Genomic DNA, 16,965 nt, shown 5'->3' with positions numbered 1-16,965 from the left:
CGGGTCCGGGCCCTTTCCCGGAGAGAGCGGACCCATGCCAACACTCATCGGACGCCGTGCCGTCCTTGGTGCCCTCGCCGCGCCCTTCCTTGCAGGGTCCGCCGAGGCGCGCCCGCCCTTCCGGCTGCGCGAGGACCCGCAACCGCTGCTGTCCCCGCCGATCCTCGACGAAGCAGGCACAACGCGGAAACTCGACGATTTCGCCGGCCGGGTGATCCTCTTGAACATCTGGGCGACGTGGTGCCCACCTTGCCGGGAAGAAATGCCGACACTTGACCGGCTCCAGTCCCGGCTGGGCGGCGCGGATTTCGCGGTGCTTCCGCTCTGCATCGACGACGCGGGGATCGGAAGGGGGCGGCGCTTCTACGACGAGATCGGCCTCGTCGATCTGCCGCTCTATTGGGCCGAGCCGCTGCGGGTTCAGCTTGCCCTTGCCTTCATCGGCCTGCCGACAACTCTTCTGATCGACCGGCAGAGCCGGGAGATCGGACGTCTTCAAGGCCCGTTTGCGTGGGACAGCGAGGACGCCGTTGCCCAGATCGTTGGTTCCTTCTGAGGGATAAGTCGGTGTTGGTCGAAGACCATCAGCCAAAGATCGGACCCTAGACGGATGTGATCTCAGGCCGCCGGATAGCTGGTATAGACCTCAAGCTCGCCATCGCGCCGGATCAGTACCATGTCATCGGCATCGCAGTTTTCTTCTGACCCAATGGGTCTCGGGTAGCGTTTGAACGCGACGCTGGCAACTCGAAAGGATCAACGGTCAAGCGTCGCTCAGTTGCAACATTCTACCTTAGTGCAGCATTCTCTCCTCTATACGTGAGACGAGGTCACAGGGCTGATCAGTCAATGATGAAGCTAAGCAATAACGAAAAAGATGAGAATCCCGTCGCGGAGAGTCCGCGACGGGCATCGATCTTGCGCCGACTGGTCGTGGGCTATTCTTCCAGGCCCGGCAGTTTCGAGAGCTGAAACTTCGCGCTCTGACTTACTCTTGGTGCGCAATCAGATTCTGGAATTGAAGCGTCCAAAAAAACCTTTGTGAGATTCAACACAACCAAGTTGAAAAGTATGTCACAGAACGCCCGTCAATACACTCTCACCTAAGGAAAATCCCCCCTGCCATAACTGAAACCCATCGTTTGGGCTTCCGAGGGTCCTGCATTCTCAAAAAGGTGTATCCTGTCTTGTGCCATGGTACGATCTTGTTGGTTAGGTTGTCCAAAACGAGATCATTGGCGCCAGTGCGCACGACGAGAACAGCATGAGACGCTCTGTTCAAATCAAGAAGAGTTGCGATCAGTAGCTGCTCGGCCGGAAATCCAGCGCGCGTCAATTCGTACTTCTTGTAAAGGGCATAGTCTTCGCAATCACCCTTTCCTTTGGTCGGCAGCGTCCAGCGTTCAGCGATACCGTACTGTTGTAAGTCACTCACCGAACGAACCGACTGATTGATTGAAGTATTAACTTTCCGCAGCTCTCTAAGTTGCAACTCGCCAATCTTCAATGTGCGACCAGATTGCGCGCAAGCCCAAACGTAAACATTGCACACATTTGACGCCCCATCTGGAGCTGAGGTGACTGCCCCTATAGGTAGCATTTCAGTGTCAGTCTGTCGGTTATCGATCGCGAAGGAGGGTTGAGCCGAAAGAAATGCAAGCGTTGTGGCGAGGAGAGCCAGTCTTGATCGCACATTGTGTGATAGTTCACTCACTTTTCTGAGAAGTCGCATAGGTGCCCCCCGCGCGTTTCATAATCGAGCGATGTCAGTTAACGGGTGCGCATTGGCAACTCTGCGGCTACTTTTGGGCTTTTTCTAGTAAGCTCACTATTGCTCTCTTAGTGCTGGTTGACACCGCTAGTTCGTCTATAATTTAGGCCGAGTTCAAATAGCTTCGGTCAGATACTATAAATGCGCTTGATCGCGCGATTGACAATTGGTTCATGCTCCCAAAGTTGGGATGGGTCACGAGCGGCTTGTTCTGGTTGTCTTCAACTCAGGTCGAGCGGTTGCGGCCACTCTCCTCAAAGTCGCCAAACCAGCCGCGAGCTGATTCTTGACGGGTACTAAGCGGGATAGTCTGCCGACACCTCATTATTCAGGTCGTCAGAACTGTCCCGCCGTATTCGGCTGCTGTACAGCGCCTACGGCAAAAATTGACGTCGATAATCCGACGTTGTGCTGAAACCTCGGTTAGTCAAAATAACATGACCGGACACCATTTTCTGCGTGAGCACCAAAAGACGCACAGGCAGTCTGGCTGATCCGATATAATTACAGTTCATGTCAGGCGGCCGGATAGCTTGAAAAAACTTCCAGGCTTCCATCCCGGCGAACCAGCAGAACGTCATAGGCGTCCCGACCGTCTTCTGATCCCATTCCCGGCGAGCCGTAAGGCATGCCGGGCACGGCGAGGCCAACTGCGTCAGGACGCTCGTCAAGAAGCCTGCGGATATCCGCAGCGGGGACATGGCCTTCTAGCGCATAGCCGTCAACTGTGCCCGTGTGACAGGAAAACACCTTTGCTGGTATGCCCTGATCCATCTTGAAGCGGATTAACAAGGTTCCCATCGACACCTCATCCGTAACCGTGAACCGCTGTTCGCGCAGGTAGTCCACCCATGCATCGCAACATTCGCAGCCACGCCCCTTTACTACGTGGATCGGCGGTTCTTCCTCTGCCCTTGCGGCAGGTGCTATGGCCAAGGCTGTCGCTGCCAGGAGGAACTCACGGCGGCCGATGCGATATTCCTTCATCCACGTTCCCCGTCATTCGCTGGCATGAAGCCGGTTTCGCTGCGCCAGGCGGCGAGTGCATTGAGATCTTCTGCCGAAGCAATTTCCTGTTCCGGCAGGGCATCCTGGTCTTTCGGGTCAACCGGTCGGCCGTCGACACGAACTTCGTAGTGAAGGTTGGGCCCGCTCACGAGCCCGGTTGCGCCGACTGCGCCGATCTCGTCTCCAGCTTTGACCCGTGTCCCCACGCGAACGTCTTCGGCAATTTCGGAGAGATGCGCATATCGCGTCACGACCCCGCCGCCGTGATCGATGTCGATTGTGGTGCCGTAGCCACGGATCGTGCCCGCAAAGACTACCCGCCCAGCACCAGTTGCCGAGACTTCGGTCCCCACAGGTGCCGCATAATCGATCCCGGTATGCATGCGCACGCCGCCCAATACCGGATGGTTTCGGCGGCCGAAGACGGACGACAGGCGGGCACCGAGGATGGGTGCCGCTGAACGCTGTACAGCTTCGCCGTCCTCGAAAACTATGACTGGGCCAGCGGCTTCGGTCGCAACGAGTTCGAGCACGCGATCCGCAAGTTCGAGTCTGGCGTAACTCAGGCGCGGCTCTCCCGCGATGCTCCCATCGGGAAGCTGATCTTCCTGCCAGACGAGTGCGAAAGTTTCTCCGCCTTTGAGATCGCGCCTGAAATCAACCTGGCCCGCAAGTAGTGCCGTAAGGTCAACCGCAAATCGTTCGGGCGCATTTCGTGCCATCAGGGCGTCATACAGGGTTTCGTCAAGTGTCAAGGTCTCCCGCCGGTCCGTCTGACGAACCGGCGGATCAAGCCGTTGCGCCGCGATCGGCCCGTCGAAGGAGAGAGCGATCTCCACACCATCTTCCACGAAGAGCGACAGGCGTGTCAGCGATGCCGGATCCCCGGACGCCGCAGTCCATTCGATGCGGTGACCAGGTCGAAGGTCTGTCAGGTCGTAGACACCTGATAGCGCGAGCTCGGCTTCCGCCCGGATCGTCCCGGGGACTCCCGCGTGACCAAGGACGCTGTCCAAGGTGTCACCGGGGGCGATTGTGGCCTCGAATTCCACAGGCAAATGCGACGTCGGTGGATCGGCCACTGCCTGGAGCGGGGAGAAGGCCGCGATAGCAAGGATCAGAAATGTGGAGCGGATCATCTGGCAGAATGACCTTTCAACTGAGGGTTCGGCGGATTTTGGGAACGGCGAAACGCCGGTCTTCATGGAAGTCTATGATGCTGGCGAAGCGCCCATCGGGGTGGAACAGAAATACACCGGCGGTGTGGTCCATCGTGTAGTCGCCGCCCTCCTTGTCGACGCGGCGATAGGTTGCGCGAAAATCTGCGACCACCTGAGCGACCTCGTTAGCAGGACCCGTCAGCCCCATGATGCGTGGATCGAAGTTGCTGAGGTAATCGAAAAGGACGTCGGGCGTGTCGCGCTCCGGATCGACCGAAATCAACGCCACGATCAGGCGATCCGCGTCGGCACCCAGTTCCTCGAGCCAGAGCGATATGTCGCTCAATGTGGTCGGGCAGACGTCCGGGCACCAAGTGAAACCGAAGAATACCATAACCGGGCGACCGGCCCAGTCAGAGGGTCGGACCAAGCGACCCTGGTGGTCGGTCAAGGTCCAGGTCATCTGACCGATCGGCATTGGCAGGACCTCGCTGCGGGCTGGCCGATTGCGCGTGCGATAGGCCCCGACGCCCAGCATGAAGGCGACGGCTCCAACTGCCCCTCCCGCACCCAGGATTATTGCCCTGCGTCGGCGCAATCCGGGCCCTCCGCGCGCAACGAGAGGACATCGACATTCACGGTCACCTCACCCGCCTTTTCGAAAGAAAGGGTCACCGGAAAGCTGTCGCCCTCCTTGAGGGCTGTCGTCAGCCCCATCAGCATGCCGTGGTAACCCCCCGGCGCGAGCTGCACACTCTGACCGGCAGGCACCGGGACTGACATCGCATGCGGCATCGATGCGATGCCATCCTGCACCACAGTCTCGTGCAACATTGGCATGTCGGCTGCTGGCGTCGCGATACCCACAAGCGCATCGTCGGACGTCCCGGTGTTCTTGATCTCCACATAGAACACGCCTGGTCGTCCCGCGCCGATCGTCACCTTGGACCAGGCGTGTTCAACGGTAAGATCGCCGATTGTCACGGTCTCACAGGCCATCGCGGCAGGCGCAGAGAGGACAAGTGCTGTGGCAAGAAGGAAGTGTTTCATAGGTCAAAGTCTCGATTGAAGGTCGGAAAGGATTTCGGCCGCAGATGTGCCGTAGGTGAACTGACGCAGCCACTCGCCATCGGGGCTGATGAGATACAGGCCAGGACTGTGCGCCATCGTGTACCCGTCCGGTGATGAGGTGTCGGCCTCCCGCTCGTAGAAGATCTTGAAGCTTGCGGCCGCAGACTTTGTCTCCTCTTCGCTTCCTGCCAAACCAAGGATCGCTGGATGGAAGGCCTTTGTGTAGTCAGCAAGCCCCAGACGCTTGTCCCGTTCGGGATCGATCGAAATGAAAATCGGCTGCACCGATTCTGCGTCAGATCCAAGATCATCCATGACCTGCGCGACTTCGGAGAGCGTCGTCGGACAGACATCCGGGCAGCTTGTAAAGCCGAAGAACACCAACAGGAATTTTCCGCGGAATTCGGCAGTCGAGCGGATGCGGCCTTCGCTGTCCGCAAGCGTGAAGGCAGGCGCGAAGGCTGCAGCTGCTGTTGCGGTGTCGTCCGTGGCAGGCCACCACCGCACCGCTGAGAACGTGGCAACAGCCGCAGTGGCGGCGATCCAAAGGATAATCTGAAGAGGACGAAGACGCATGAACAGTCCGGACTGAGAGAACAGCCTGCCGTGTAGAACCTCGAGCAACTAGAGGTTCAACCGATAAGAAGGTGAGAGTTTCAGGACCGGCAAGGTTTCGCCGATCAGGCTGCCCCAAGATATCTTGCGAGGGCGATTCCAAGGAGAGTGCCGAACAGCCCGAAGGCGATGGCGAAGCCTGCGCCATACTGCAAGCGGTCGAGGGTCCTTCCGCCCCGCCGCCGCGCAACGAGGTAACCCCAAATGAACCCGATGGTTGCGAAGAGCGGCCCGATCATTTCGATGCACCTTTCAGGTTTGCCCGGTGCCGCCGGGCCCAGTAGCCACTGATGGCCCATGAAGTGAGCAAAATAATGAGAAGCGCCCAGTCTCCGAAGCGGGCGTAGATGGTTGCGGGCAATGGGCGGGGCAAGCGGATGTCGATCACGCCTGACCTATCGATTTCGAGCATTGCCAAGGTTGCACCGTAGGAATCAACCACTGCCGAAATTCCCGTGTTGGCGGCCCGGACGAGAGGCAGGCCCTCTTCAATGGCCCGCATCCGGGCCGATGCCAAATGCTGCCATGGCCCGATCGAGGCACCGAACCAGGCGTCGTTTGTCGCGTTGAAGATCCAGTCCGGTCTGATCGCATCATCGACGACATGTCCGGGAAAAATGATCTCATAGCAGATTGCGATCCCCGCATAGGGGTGTGGGCCGAACGCCAGTGTCCGTGGTCCTGGCCCTGGCGTGAAGTCTCCGAGCGATTGAACCAGACGCTGAAGGGGCAAAAGGTTCCGCCACGGAATGTACTCACCGAACGGAACGAGATGATGCTTGGCATAGCGCGTCAGAATGGTGCCGTCACGAGAGATAGCAAGCACGGCATTCCGGTAGACTGTCTCGGCCCCGGTTTCCTCCCTTTCCGGGCTGCCGGTCAGCAAGACGCCGGTCTTGGGCAAGAGCCAGCCCAACATCGCCCTGGCGCCGGCGTCCTCTGCCAGAAACCCTGGCCAAGCGGTTTCCGGCCACAGCAGAATGTCGAAGTCGCCCGGCCGGGCAGAAAGTGCAAGAAGCTTCAGGATGTTCCCGTCTCGAGCGGCATCATCCCACTTGGCACTTTGTGCAATGTTCGGTTGAACGACACGGATTTGCGCGCCGCGCTCTGACGGCACATCGGCGAGCAGCAAGCGCATCGCACCAAATCCGGTGACCGACAAGGCGATTGCGCCCGCGGTGGCGAGGTGGCGGATACGTTTCCCGTTGTCGTCCGAGACAACGGCCAGTCCGGCCAGCGCAGCGCAGAGCACCAGAAGAAATCCCAGGCAGTAGCTTCCGAAGACAGCGGAAGCCTGCGCGGCAACCGGCCAGTCAGACAATGTGTAAGCAGCCAGGTTCCAGGGAAACCCGGTGAGAACATGGCCACGCAGCCACTCCGTGGCGGTCCAGCTTGTCGCCATTGAGAGCGCCAACGACAACCCGGCGCGTTCCATCCGTGCCGCCAGAGCGCAGGCCAGGGCAGGAAAGACCGACAAAAGCGCCGAAAGACCAAGAACCGCCGGCAGAGCCAGCCAACCGAAGCGGTCCGCCTCAACTTGAAAACTTTCGGTGATCCAGAAAAGCCCGGGCACGAATTGACCAAGGCCGAAGAAGTATCCCAGCCCGAAGGCGAAGAAACCTGATGCGCTACGCACCAAAACTGTCAGGATAGCGAAGGCGATCAGCGCAAACGGCAGGATCGAGTATGGCTGCAGAGCCATGACAAAAAGGGTGCCTGCCGCGATGGCTGCCCCCAAACTCGCCCAGCTTTGGACAGGCTTCCTGCTCGAAAATTGGCGTGCGTCTGGAAAGAACAATCGTGCCACAACCCCTAAATCAGGGGTGACGGCTAACTGCTCTAGTAGCTTGAGGTGCAATGCATCTATTCGCAGATCACAGCATTGTCAGATTGGTGGGAACGTGATCGATCTTCGACGTGGGCTTGAAACTGTGGAAGGATTGTCCGGTTTGAACAGGACTACCAAGAGGTGGTGGGATATATTCGTCGCCTGCAAACCGCCAGATAGCCTATCGTACGGTTGCGGGGAGAAAGGATGGTCGCGCTCCTCGCCGCGAGCACCGACTGCTAACGGCTGTTTGATTTGTCTCGTCTACGAGCGAACGATACTTCCACTCGCGAAAAGCGTGTGAAGGAGTGTTCCATGACCAACGATTTGGTGAAGCGGCGGGCGTTGCTGGGTGGTGCAATCGGGGTGGCCAGTCTTGCAGCCCTGCCGGCCCGGTCACAGGAAGGCAGCACGGAGTTTCAAGCTCCCGCGTCAAGCAGCGTGCGGAACAACGTGTCCAGCTTCCGGATGCCGCAGTGGCAGGACTATTTTGAGAATACTCGGGGTGGTGCAATTCTGGCGGATACCAAGTCACGTGCACTCCATTATTGGTCAGAGGATCAGTCGATTTACCTGCTATATCCCTCATCCGTCCCTCTGTCCGAGGAACTGACCCGGCTCGGGCGGACCGAGATTGTCCGCAAGGCCGTGAACCCGCCGTGGCGCCCAACGGCTTCGATGCTCGAGCGCAACCCGGACTGGCCGAAGATGGTGGAGGGTGGAGCCAAGGACAACCCACTGGGTGTCCGCGGATTGTATCTGTCCTGGCCAGCCTACTTGATCCACGGTACTCACGACACCCGAAAGATAGGACGCAGATCATCGAATGGCTGCATCGGTCTCTACAACGAGCATGTCATCGAACTCTACGACATTGCGCAAGTCGGCACTCAGGTGCTGCTGATCTGATTACGCTGCACGGCCATACCCTTGCACTTCAAGCGAGATTCCGTGACCGGCTTTACCTTGCGTAACTGGATGGAATTGCCTGGAGTCAGCCTAACAGAACGGTAGACAGCAGGTTTATGTTCAGCACGATGATGACAGCCGCGATCAGCCAGCACAGGCCGGTCAGCCAGCGCGGGGCCACGAGTTCACCCATCTTGGCGCGGCTGGCGGTGAACATGACCAAAGGCACAATGGCAAAGGGCAGTTGGAACGACAAAACGACCTGGCTCAGGATCAAAAGCTGACCCACGCCTTCGCTGCCGTAGAGCAGGATCACGAAGATGGCGGGCAGGATTGCAAGGCAGCGGGTGATCAGCCGCCGCGCCCAAGGTGCGATGCGCAGGTTGATGAACCCCTCCATCACGATTTGCCCGGCCATGGTGGCTGTGACGGTGGAGTTGAGCCCCGCGCACAACAGCGCCACCCCAAATAGGATCGGCGCGAGCGATGATCCCAGCAGCGGCTCCAGCAAAAGATGCGCCTTGTCGATCTCGGCCACATCGTTTTCGCCGACGGTGTAGAACGCGGCGGCGGCGAGGATCAGGATCGAGGCGTTGATCGTCAGCGCGAACATCAGGGCGATGGTGCTGTCCCAGGTGGCCAGCCGCAGGGCCTCGCGTTTAGCGGGCAGGTCAAGCGCAAAGGCCCTAGTCTGAACGATGCCCGAATGTAGGTAAAGATTATGCGGCATGACCGTCGCCCCGATGATGCCAAGTGCCAGGTAGAGTATGGTCGGGTTGCCCACAATCTCGCGGCTAGGGGCGAACCCGGCGATGACTTCGCCCCAGACAGGGTTGGCCTGCGCAATCAGCACGACAAAGCAGGCGGCAATTAGAGCCATCAGCGAAATGATCAGCGCCTCGATCCAGCGGAAGCCTTTGTTTTGCAACCACAGGATCAGGAAGACGTCGGCGGCGGTGATGAAGATGCCAATCTCCAGCGGAATCCCGAACAAAAGGTTCAGGCCGATGGCGGTGCCGATCACCTCTGCCAGGTCCGTGGCGATGATCGCCCCCTCCGCCAGCACCCACAGTGGGACCGACATCCACTTGGGGAAGGCATCGCGGCAGGCCTGCGCCAGATCGCGCCCCGAGGCGACAGCGAGCCGCGCGCATAGTGACTGGAGCAGGATCGCCATGATGTTCGACAGCAGGGCCACGAATAAAAGCGTGTAGCCAAAGGCCGCCCCGCCCGCGAGCGAGGTCGCCCAGTTTCCGGGGTCCATGTAGCCCACCGCCACCAGATAGCCTGGTCCGATGAAAGCAAGGAAGCGCCTAAACCTGCTGGTGCCGCCGTTGCCGACCGCGATGCTGCGGAAGACTTCCGAAAGGGATGGTGTCTCGCTCTCTCGACGCCAAGCGTTCGCGGACATGGATTTTGCTTTCTACACTCTTATGGTCGTACCAAAGTCTTGGCACACAAAGTTAGGTAAGGCTAACAATCTTCTCTGCGCCTTTACTTGTCAATCCATTCCATGCGAGACTGCCATGATGACAGAGCTCGATCCTGCACCCCACTTTATGTCGGATGACCGGCCCGCGGATCTACGCGCCGGAGCGTTTCAGGGCGTGCGCGAAGCCCGGCGCAATGAGCTGGCCGAAGATTACGTCGAACTGATCGCGGAGTTGATCCACGATCAAGGCGAGGCGCGGCCCGTGGACATCGCCGCGCGGCTTGGCGTGAAGGTGCCGACAGTGAGCAAGACGCTCGACCGTCTGGCGCGGGAGGGACTGATCACCCGCGCGAAGTATCGGTCGGTCTTTCTGACGGAAGACGGGCGTGCGCTGGCACAGGAATGCCGGCGTCGGCACGAAATCGTGCTGCGTTTTCTCATCAGTCTGGGTCTCGATCCCGAGACGGCGGAGCGCGATGCCGAGGGCATCGAGCATCACGTGAGCGCGCGGACGCTGGCCCTGTTTTCGGCCTTCGCCAACCGGTCCTGAACGCCGTCAGTTGTTCTCCACCGCAAAGCGGACATCCGCGATCAGGCTTTCGGCGCTGAAGTTTTCCAGCCGCTTCCCGTTCAGAAAGAAGGTCGGGGTCTGACGGATGGCCAGTGCTTCGACATCGGCCGCGTCCTGGTTCAGAATGCCGGTGATCCCCGGGAAGAACTGGTCGGTTTCCGCCTTATCCAGATTGAGACCTGCGGCACCGGCGATTTCCCAGGCGACATCCATCTCTGGTGAGCCATGAACGGCCCAGCCGGGCTGCTGCTCCAGAAGCGCGTCCAGCACCGGTTCGAACTTGTCCTGCATCCGCGCAGCTTCAAGGATGCGCACGGCCTCGTCCGAGCCTTCATGGAAGACGGTGTAGCGCAACACAACGCGGACCTGAGTCGGAAACTGCCGCCGGATTTCCTGCACCACGGGGTGGTAAGCGCGGCAGGCCTCGCAAGAGGGATCGAAGAACTCGACCAATGTGACCGGCGCATCGGCGGGACCGAAGCTGGGGGAATACTCTCGGACCAAAAGCGCCGGATCTACGGCAGGCGTGGCGGCAGCCACTGCCTCCGCCTCGGCCGAACGGCGACGGTTCAGGATGATGGCGCCGCCTGCAAAGGCGGCGAGCCCGAGTGCGGATGCTCCGATCAGGAGATTGCGACGATTCATGGGCGTTGTCCTTTCGGCAATAGGAGACAGGCAAGGACCGCCACAAAGGCGACCATGGAAAGATACGGGATCGGCACGCCAAGGATGACCTGCGCCTCGCCGGTGCAGGATGGGCCGTTCTCGGTGCAGGGCACGATGGGCGCGGGCAGGATCCCTGCGTAAAGCCCCGAATGCCAGGCCGCAAGCGCCAGCCCGGCCAAGACCAGCGGCAAGGCGTAGGTGCGTGCCATGCCGTCCCCGCGCCAGAGCGAAAGGCCGAGGATCGGCACCAGCGGGAACATGGCGATGCGCTGATACCAGCACAGCGTGCAAGGCATCTGGCTCAGCACCTCGCCGATGAAAAGCGCACCAAGCGTGGCCGTCAGCGCAATAAGGAAGGCGGCGGTCAAGGGCAAGTCGTCGCGCGAAAGGCTCTGCGGGTCAGTGTTGGTCAAGAACAGGCTCCTTGCGGCGACAAAGGGGAAATGAGGCGGCAAGGATCAGGACCGCGCCTAAGGTGATCGCAATATCGGCGACGTTGAATGTGGGCCAGTGCCAGTCGCGCCAATAGAAATCAAGGAAGTCAGTGACGGCCCCTTGCCGCACCCTGTCGATGATGTTGCCAAGCGCCCCGCCCACGACCAGCGCAAAACCCGCGCGTTCCAGCGGGTGCCGCGCCCTGAATGCCATGACCGCGAAGGCAACAGTCAGCACGCCCGTCAGCGCCGCCATCAAAAGAGGCTTGCCCGCCATGAGCCCGCCCATCATTCCGAAACTCGCGCCCTCGTTGAAGCCAAGGGTGAGGTTGAAGCCCGGAAGAACCGGAACCGCAGTCCCCTGCGTCAGCAGCGACAGCGCTGTTGCCTTGGTCACCTGGTCTGCCACCACTGCGGCAGCGATCACCGAAATCAGCTTCGCCTTGGTCATTGTTCAGCCTTGCGGTTGATGCCGATCCAGCGGGGAACCGATGCCGCATAACGGTCATAATCCGGCCCAATGGCCAAGCGCAGGGCGGCCTCTTCCGACCGGACTTGCGTGGTGGCCGACCACAGAAACAGGATTGGCGCGAGGACTGTTGGGACTGCCGGAACCGCAATGGCAACACCTGCCAGCAGCGCCGCCTGACCAACAAAGGTCGGGTTGCGGCTGAAGCGATAGAGGCCGCCCGAGACCAGATCGCCGGTTTCGCCGTCCACCACGCCAACGCGCCAGGATGATCCCATCGACATCTGCGCGGCAAAAGCCACCATCGCGCCAAGCCCTGCGACAAACACTCCGATCAGGCCGAGGAATATGGCGCGCCCCTCAGTCCAAAGCGGATCGACCTTGTGTAGTGCGGGGACGGCAAGCCAGAGAAGCGGTCCGAAAAAGGCAAGCGCAAAGGCCGCCCGAAACCCCATCGCGGCCACCCGGTCGCGCCCCTTGGCGCGCGAAAACAGCCAGACGGATCGCCCCGCCGCTTGCGCCGCCAAGGCACTGCCCCAGAAGAACAGAGCCAAATAACCGAACAGAAGGGCCAGCGCGGCCCAGCCAAAACCCGAGATCATGGTGTCAGCTCTCACGCTCGGGATTGAACCGCAGGAGGCGCAGGGCGTTCAGGGTTACCAGCACCGTTGCCCCGGTATCGGCCAGGATCGCGATCCACAGGCCGGTCAGACCGAAAACCGAGGTCACCAGAAACACGGCTTTCAGCCCCAACGCGATGGTCACGTTCTGGCGGATGTTGGCCATTGCGGCTCGCGACAGACGGATTGTCGCCGGGATGTCGGTGACCCGGTCGCGCAGGATTGCCGCATCGGCGGTTTCCAGCGCCACATCTGTGCCCGAGCCCATCGCCACGCCAACGCTTGCCTGCTTCAGCGCCGGCGCGTCGTTGATGCCGTCGCCGATCATCATCACGCCGCCCTTGGAGCCGATCTCGCGGATATAGGCAAGCTTGTCTTCGGGCATCATGTCAGCCTCGAACTTCAGCCCGAGACTTCCGGCAATGGCGGAGGCCGTTCGCGGGTTGTCCCCGGTCAGGATCACCGAGGTCACCCCCATGGCCGTGAGCTGGCCCACAGCGTCCTTGGCGTCCGCCCGTGGCTCGTCTCGCATGGCAAGCAACCCAAGTGGGGTCTTTTCGCGGAACACCGCAACAGCGGTCTTGCCATCCTCCTCAAAGATCGTGGCCTGTCGCAAGCCAAGGCCTTCAAGCCCACCATGTTCCATCGCGTAACGCGGAGAGGCAACCCATGCGGGCTCACCATCCACTGTCGCGACAACACCCTTTCCCATCAGCGCCTTGGCATCCTGCGATGGCAGCGCAGTCACGCCTGCGTCCTTGGCCTTGTTCAGGATGGCGATGGCCAGCGGGTGGCTCGACCCTGTCTCGACTCCGGCCGCAACGGCCAGAAGCTCGGCTTCGGTGGTGGCCCCAAACGGCACCACATCCGTCACCTGCGGGCGGCCATGCGTCAGCGTCCCGGTCTTGTCGAAGGTCACGACATCGACCTTGGCCGCCGCTTCGATCACGGCGCCGCCCTTCATCAAGAGTCCGCGCCGCGCCCCGGTGGACATGGCCGAGGCGATGGAGGCGGGAACCGAGATGACCAGTGCGCAGGGGCAGCCGATCAGCAGAAGCGCAAGGCCCCGATAGACCCAGGTATCCCACGGCTGACCGAAGGCCAGGGGCGGCACCAGCACGACAAGGGCCGCGACGGCAACGATGGCAGGCATGTACCAGCGGCTGAAGCGGTCGATGAAGCGTTCCGTCGGCGCGCGCGCCTCCTCGGCCTCTTCGACCAGGCGGATGATCCGGGCGATGGTGTTGTCCTCCGGCCCCTTGGTGACCTTCACGCGCAGGGCGGCCTCGGTGTTGATCGCCCCGGCAAAGACCGCATCGCCCGGCCCGCGCGTCTTGGGCACGCTTTCACCCGTGACCGGGCTTTCGTCCACACCCGAGGTCCCGTCGGTAATTTCGCCATCGGCCGGAATGCGGTCGCCGGGGCGGACAAGGACGGTCTGACCAACGGACAGGCTTGCTGCTGGCACCTCGCGCGTGGTGTCACCTGTGACCAGTTGTGCCGTCTTGGGCACCAGGTTGGCCAGCGCCCGGATGCCGTCCCGTGCCTTGCCTGCGGCCACGCCTTCCAGCACTTCGCCCACGGCGAACAGGAACACGACCAGCGCCGCCTCTTCGGCTGCGTCGATGAAGAGCGCGCCGACGGCCGCGATCGTCATCAGGCTTTCGATGGTGAAGGGCTGACCCATGCGAAGGGCAGCAAAGGCACGCTGCGCTACCGGTGCCACCCCGATCAGACAAGCGGCGACGAAGGCCCATTTGCCGATCTCGGGTGCCAGATACTCAATGATCCAGGCAGCCCCCAGCAGAAGGGCAGTGAAGATCACCAGCCTACCCTTGGCAGTCTGAAACCAACGCTTGCCGCGATCCGCAGGGTCGTCATGGATATGGCCGGGGCTGCCGTGGCGGGACTCGTCCTGCTTAGTGCCGGATGATTTCGGGCCGTGATCGTGACCGGCGTGATCGTGGCCCTCATGATCGCGGTTGGCGTGATCGAGATCCGGATGCGCGTCGGTCGTATCGGCCACAGCCTGTGCGCCGGGCAGCACGAATTCTTTCTTCGCCGATGCTGTGCGTGGCGCAATCTCGTAGCCAAGTGCGCGGACAGTCTTCTCGATCCTGTCCTTCGCGGTCTGCCCTTCATCCAGCGTCAGTCTCAGGCGCTCCGACATGATCCCGACCTCGACGCCGCTTACTCCCGGCAGACGCGCGACCGCATCCTTGATTTTGGTCGCGCAGGACCCGCAGTCCATGCCAGTCACTGTCCAGTCGCAGGACGTTTCGCGTGCAGCTTCCGACATCGTCATTCCTCCTGCCGCAGAGCGGGCAGTTGATTTCATCGAATCAGCAACCTAATGTCTCTAGCAACTATAGCTTCAAGGGGAATCTGATGCTGACCATCGGAAAATTGGGCGACGCGGCCGGGGTGAAGGTTCCAACGATCCGCTACTACGAACAGATTGGCCTGCTTCCCGAAGCCGAACGCAGCTCGGGAAACCAGCGGCTCTATGGTCGCAAGGCGATGGAACGGCTCGCCTTCATCCGTCATGCCCGCGATCTGGGATTCACGCTGGAAGCGATCAGAGATCTTCTGAGCTTGTCAGACAGGCCGGACCAGTCCTGCGCCGCCGCAGATGCCATCGCAAGGTCCCAACTGGTCGAAGTCGAAAGCCGCCTTGCGCGCCTGACGGCGCTGAAAGCCGAACTCGAACGCATGGTCGTGCAATGCGCTGGCGGGAAGATCGCGGACTGTCGGGTCATCGAAGTGCTGGGCGACCATTCCCTTTGTGCGACCGATCATCGACACCCGGAGGCAGAGGCGACGGAATGACTGCACCCGCAACGCTCACCATATACGCCGGCGCCGCTCTTGCCGAAATCGCCGGTTGCTTCGCGGTGTGGGCCTGGATGCGACAAGGGGCGAGCGCGCTCTGGCTGGTTCCCGGCATCCTCAGCCTTGCGGTCTTTGCCTGGCTCCTTACCCTCGCGCCATCGGATTTCGCGGGGCGCGCCTATGCCGCTTACGGTGGCGTCTACATCGCTGCATCGCTCGTCTGGCTCTGGGCCGTAGAGAAACAGCGCCCTGACACCTGGGACCTGAGCGGAGCGGTACTCTGTCTTCTCGGTGCAGCGCTCATCTTGGTCGCTCCCAGAGGGGCCTGATGTTTGTGCTCAGAATGCGCGGCCGGTCAAACAGTACGAACCGATGGCCGATATCTCGCTCAGGTTGCTCCCGATGGGCAGAGCGAAGCATTGCCCGATCTAACGACGCTAAAGCGCGCACCATTCCCTTTACCGCGGAATTTCCCCTGCCAGTACCGCCCGCCCATGCACCGCGAGGATTGCAGCGAACCTAGGACATCCGAACTGATAAACGATGGCGCGGACGCGGGCTTCGTAGGCAGGCTGACCGATCAGCCTACAGAGATCCGACGCATGAAACTGCCGATTGGAGCTCGGTGCGGCGCGGATATGATCGTGAAGCTCTTGCGCCTTCGGGTCAGCCGTGTGCTGCGGCACCGGAGCTGCTGAGGGCGACGGAGCTGTGATTGGCGAACTGGTTCGCCAGCGGCGCATGAAGCCAAGCAAGAAGCCAGCCGGAACGCGGGCATTTCCACGTACCCTGTTGAACGCAAGGAACCGCTCCCAGATGACCTGCGTGTCGACATTCCAGCAGGCGAGCGACGCCTTCGAGGCTTTGATCAGCTCCGCCCACGGCGTCCGGTAGACGTTGGTTCCGTCCGCAATCTCGATCCTTCCTGCAAAGATAGTTTTGTTCTTATCTTCTCTAGATAGTGATGTGTCGCCTGAGGCTGACACGACATCTGGCTGTGCAACGGCATTTTCGTGACCCCCAAACCTAAACAGCCACGGCGCAAACTTGCCATTCGGCTTCCACCGGACCAGTGCCAAACCAGATGCCGCAAGTTCGACCAGGAGCGCCGTCAGGTGCTGCCGCGAAACCCCCATTTTCTCGGCAAGATGCGCCAGTGTGAACGCCGCCGTCCCGCGCTCGAGCCCGTTGTAACCGTCCTTCCAGGCAATCCCGTCGAGGATGATCGTCGCGAGCTTGTGCGCCGCCGTGGAGAGTGGGGTTTCGGTGATGCGGCGCAGGATAGCGCCCGTGGTGAGTTCCATGATGTGTCGTTCCGTCTTGGGATGACACCAGACCGTTAGGCATGCAAAATTTCGTTCCAGCAAAGGTATTTGCTGGTTGAACGGGTCCAAGGCTCGCGCTAGATTCCCACTACCACGAGGAAATCAGTGCGGCGTCGGGCCTATGGTCTGGCGTCGTTTCTGTTTCTAGGGGTCTCAGTCTTTCGATCGTGCCGGAGAGGCTGGTAGATAAGGTGATCAGTAGCGCCCCACCTCGAATCCGGAGGTGCCCGCGGAAAGGGTCCAGGCGACGAAGA

Annotated in this window: 20 protein-coding genes; 5 read left to right on the top strand and 15 right to left on the bottom strand. The window is 60.8% G+C overall.

Annotation, left to right across the window (positions count from 1 at the left end):
- The first annotated feature begins 34 nt into the window (after positions 1 to 34).
- Positions 35 to 556, top strand: a complete 522-nt coding sequence (locus tag ACE3Q6_RS19350) for a TlpA family protein disulfide reductase (protein WP_374436052.1) — start codon at positions 35 to 37, stop codon at positions 554 to 556.
- A 543-nt stretch (positions 557 to 1,099) separates the two neighbouring features.
- Here ACE3Q6_RS19350 and ACE3Q6_RS19345 read toward each other — a convergent pair.
- From ACE3Q6_RS19345 to lnt, 8 genes are all read right to left on the bottom strand, one after another.
- Positions 1,100 to 1,600, bottom strand: coding sequence for a transglutaminase-like cysteine peptidase (locus ACE3Q6_RS19345; RefSeq protein ID WP_374436106.1), 501 nt, complete (start codon positions 1,598 to 1,600; stop codon positions 1,100 to 1,102).
- A gap of 687 nt (positions 1,601 to 2,287) precedes the next feature.
- Entirely contained in the window at positions 2,288 to 2,758 is a 471-nt protein-coding gene (locus ACE3Q6_RS19340; RefSeq protein WP_051294566.1) for a DUF411 domain-containing protein, read from the bottom strand.
- A complete protein-coding gene (locus ACE3Q6_RS19335; protein ID WP_374436050.1) occupies positions 2,755 to 3,918 on the bottom strand; it encodes a M23 family metallopeptidase in 1,164 nt (387 codons plus the stop codon). The genes ACE3Q6_RS19340 and ACE3Q6_RS19335 overlap by 4 nt, the downstream gene beginning before the upstream one ends.
- A 16-nt stretch (positions 3,919 to 3,934) precedes the next feature.
- Entirely contained in the window at positions 3,935 to 4,477 is a 543-nt protein-coding gene (locus ACE3Q6_RS19330; RefSeq protein ID WP_374436047.1) for an SCO family protein, read from the bottom strand.
- Between the two features lie 38 nt (positions 4,478 to 4,515).
- Positions 4,516 to 4,938 (bottom strand): copper chaperone PCu(A)C, encoded by a 423-nt coding sequence (locus ACE3Q6_RS19325; RefSeq protein ID WP_374436045.1) that lies wholly within the window; start codon positions 4,936 to 4,938, stop codon positions 4,516 to 4,518.
- A gap of 54 nt (positions 4,939 to 4,992) precedes the next feature.
- The gene (locus tag ACE3Q6_RS19320) at positions 4,993 to 5,586 is read right to left on the bottom strand and encodes an SCO family protein (protein ID WP_374436043.1); all 594 of its coding nucleotides are present in this window, start codon (positions 5,584 to 5,586) and stop codon (positions 4,993 to 4,995) included.
- A 104-nt stretch (positions 5,587 to 5,690) separates the two neighbouring features.
- Positions 5,691 to 5,864 (bottom strand): hypothetical protein, encoded by a 174-nt coding sequence (locus ACE3Q6_RS19315; RefSeq protein WP_374436040.1) that lies wholly within the window; start codon positions 5,862 to 5,864, stop codon positions 5,691 to 5,693.
- The gene (gene lnt / locus ACE3Q6_RS19310; protein WP_374436038.1) at positions 5,861 to 7,483 is read right to left on the bottom strand and encodes an apolipoprotein N-acyltransferase; all 1,623 of its coding nucleotides are present in this window, start codon (positions 7,481 to 7,483) and stop codon (positions 5,861 to 5,863) included. The genes ACE3Q6_RS19315 and lnt overlap by 4 nt, the downstream gene beginning before the upstream one ends.
- 285 nt (positions 7,484 to 7,768) lie before the next feature.
- On the opposite strand from lnt, the gene ACE3Q6_RS19305 reads away from it, so the two are divergent.
- Positions 7,769 to 8,362 carry a L,D-transpeptidase gene (locus tag ACE3Q6_RS19305; RefSeq protein ID WP_374436036.1) on the top strand — a complete coding sequence of 198 codons (594 nt, stop codon included), beginning with the start codon at positions 7,769 to 7,771 and terminating at the stop codon, positions 8,360 to 8,362.
- Between the two features lie 85 nt (positions 8,363 to 8,447).
- On the opposite strand, the gene ACE3Q6_RS19300 is transcribed toward ACE3Q6_RS19305, so the two are convergent.
- Entirely contained in the window at positions 8,448 to 9,773 is a 1,326-nt protein-coding gene (locus ACE3Q6_RS19300; RefSeq protein ID WP_374436034.1) for an Nramp family divalent metal transporter, read from the bottom strand.
- A 118-nt stretch (positions 9,774 to 9,891) separates the two neighbouring features.
- Between ACE3Q6_RS19300 and mntR the strand changes: the two genes are divergently transcribed.
- Complete coding sequence (gene mntR / locus ACE3Q6_RS19295) at positions 9,892 to 10,344, top strand: manganese-binding transcriptional regulator MntR (RefSeq protein WP_028031014.1); 453 nt, start codon at positions 9,892 to 9,894, stop codon at positions 10,342 to 10,344.
- A gap of 6 nt (positions 10,345 to 10,350) precedes the next feature.
- Here mntR and ACE3Q6_RS19290 read toward each other — a convergent pair whose 3' ends face one another.
- The 5 genes from ACE3Q6_RS19290 to ACE3Q6_RS19270 are packed head-to-tail and all read right to left on the bottom strand — an operon-like array spanning position 10,351 to position 14,859.
- A complete protein-coding gene (locus tag ACE3Q6_RS19290; RefSeq protein WP_028031013.1) occupies positions 10,351 to 11,010 on the bottom strand; it encodes a thioredoxin domain-containing protein in 660 nt (219 codons plus the stop codon).
- Positions 11,007 to 11,444 carry a disulfide bond formation protein B gene (locus ACE3Q6_RS19285; RefSeq protein ID WP_374436031.1) on the bottom strand — a complete coding sequence of 146 codons (438 nt, stop codon included), beginning with the start codon at positions 11,442 to 11,444 and terminating at the stop codon, positions 11,007 to 11,009. Before ACE3Q6_RS19285 ends, ACE3Q6_RS19290 begins: the two co-directional genes overlap by 4 nt.
- Complete coding sequence (gene lspA / locus ACE3Q6_RS19280; protein ID WP_028031011.1) at positions 11,431 to 11,916, bottom strand: signal peptidase II; 486 nt, start codon at positions 11,914 to 11,916, stop codon at positions 11,431 to 11,433. Before lspA ends, ACE3Q6_RS19285 begins: the two co-directional genes overlap by 14 nt.
- Entirely contained in the window at positions 11,913 to 12,551 is a 639-nt protein-coding gene (locus ACE3Q6_RS19275) for an isoprenylcysteine carboxylmethyltransferase family protein (protein ID WP_374436028.1), read from the bottom strand. Before ACE3Q6_RS19275 ends, lspA begins: the two co-directional genes overlap by 4 nt.
- Complete coding sequence (locus tag ACE3Q6_RS19270; protein ID WP_028031009.1) at positions 12,541 to 14,859, bottom strand: heavy metal translocating P-type ATPase; 2,319 nt, start codon at positions 14,857 to 14,859, stop codon at positions 12,541 to 12,543. The genes ACE3Q6_RS19275 and ACE3Q6_RS19270 overlap by 11 nt, the downstream gene beginning before the upstream one ends.
- Positions 14,860 to 14,942: 83 nt before the next feature.
- Here ACE3Q6_RS19270 and ACE3Q6_RS19265 point away from each other — a divergent pair, with 83 nt between their 5' ends.
- Both ACE3Q6_RS19265 and ACE3Q6_RS19260 read left to right on the top strand, forming a co-directional pair.
- The gene (locus ACE3Q6_RS19265; protein WP_374436102.1) at positions 14,943 to 15,383 is read left to right on the top strand and encodes a helix-turn-helix domain-containing protein; all 441 of its coding nucleotides are present in this window, start codon (positions 14,943 to 14,945) and stop codon (positions 15,381 to 15,383) included.
- Positions 15,380 to 15,715 (top strand): YnfA family protein, encoded by a 336-nt coding sequence (locus ACE3Q6_RS19260; protein ID WP_374436024.1) that lies wholly within the window; start codon positions 15,380 to 15,382, stop codon positions 15,713 to 15,715. Before ACE3Q6_RS19265 ends, ACE3Q6_RS19260 begins: the two co-directional genes overlap by 4 nt.
- A gap of 129 nt (positions 15,716 to 15,844) precedes the next feature.
- Here ACE3Q6_RS19260 and ACE3Q6_RS19255 read toward each other — a convergent pair whose 3' ends face one another.
- Positions 15,845 to 16,690, bottom strand: a complete 846-nt coding sequence (locus ACE3Q6_RS19255) for a hypothetical protein (RefSeq protein WP_374436022.1) — start codon at positions 16,688 to 16,690, stop codon at positions 15,845 to 15,847.
- Positions 16,691 to 16,965: the final 275 nt, after the last annotated feature.

Origin of the sequence: Tabrizicola sp. (assembly GCF_041913445.1) — a bacterium.
GTDB lineage: Bacteria > Pseudomonadota > Alphaproteobacteria > Rhodobacterales > Rhodobacteraceae > Tabrizicola.
Note: the sequence above shows the minus strand (reverse complement) of the source record. Positions and strands in the feature narration are given on the sequence as shown.